General features: G+C 56.7%; 1 pseudogene. It reads left to right on the forward strand.

Features of this window, described 5'->3' with window-relative positions:
* Positions 1-77 precede the first annotated feature (77 nt).
* A pseudogene (locus A3728_RS20505) lies at positions 78-270 on the forward strand (carbon-nitrogen hydrolase family protein); the annotation flags it as partial.

Here is a 270-nt window from a genome sequence, read left to right on the forward strand (position 1 = left end):
ACGTGCCAGCCGGTGCGCGGGATCGGAATTCTCCGAGTTTCTCCGCCGCCGCATTCGCACGGAGTGAGTGAACAGTTATGACCCCTTTTGCAATCGCCGGCGTACAGATGTACGTGAATGCCCTGCAGTCGAACGTCGATGGCATGATCCAGCGCCTCGATATCCTGATGGCGCGTTTCCCATGGACGCAGATGGTCCTTTTTTCCGAACTGGCGCCTTTCGGTCCTTTGGATAAATTCGCACTGCCCCCCGAGAATGAAACGATCGAAC

It is taken from the genome of Sulfitobacter sp. HI0040, assembly GCF_001634885.1.
Taxonomy (GTDB): domain Bacteria; phylum Pseudomonadota; class Alphaproteobacteria; order Rhodobacterales; family Rhodobacteraceae; genus Sulfitobacter.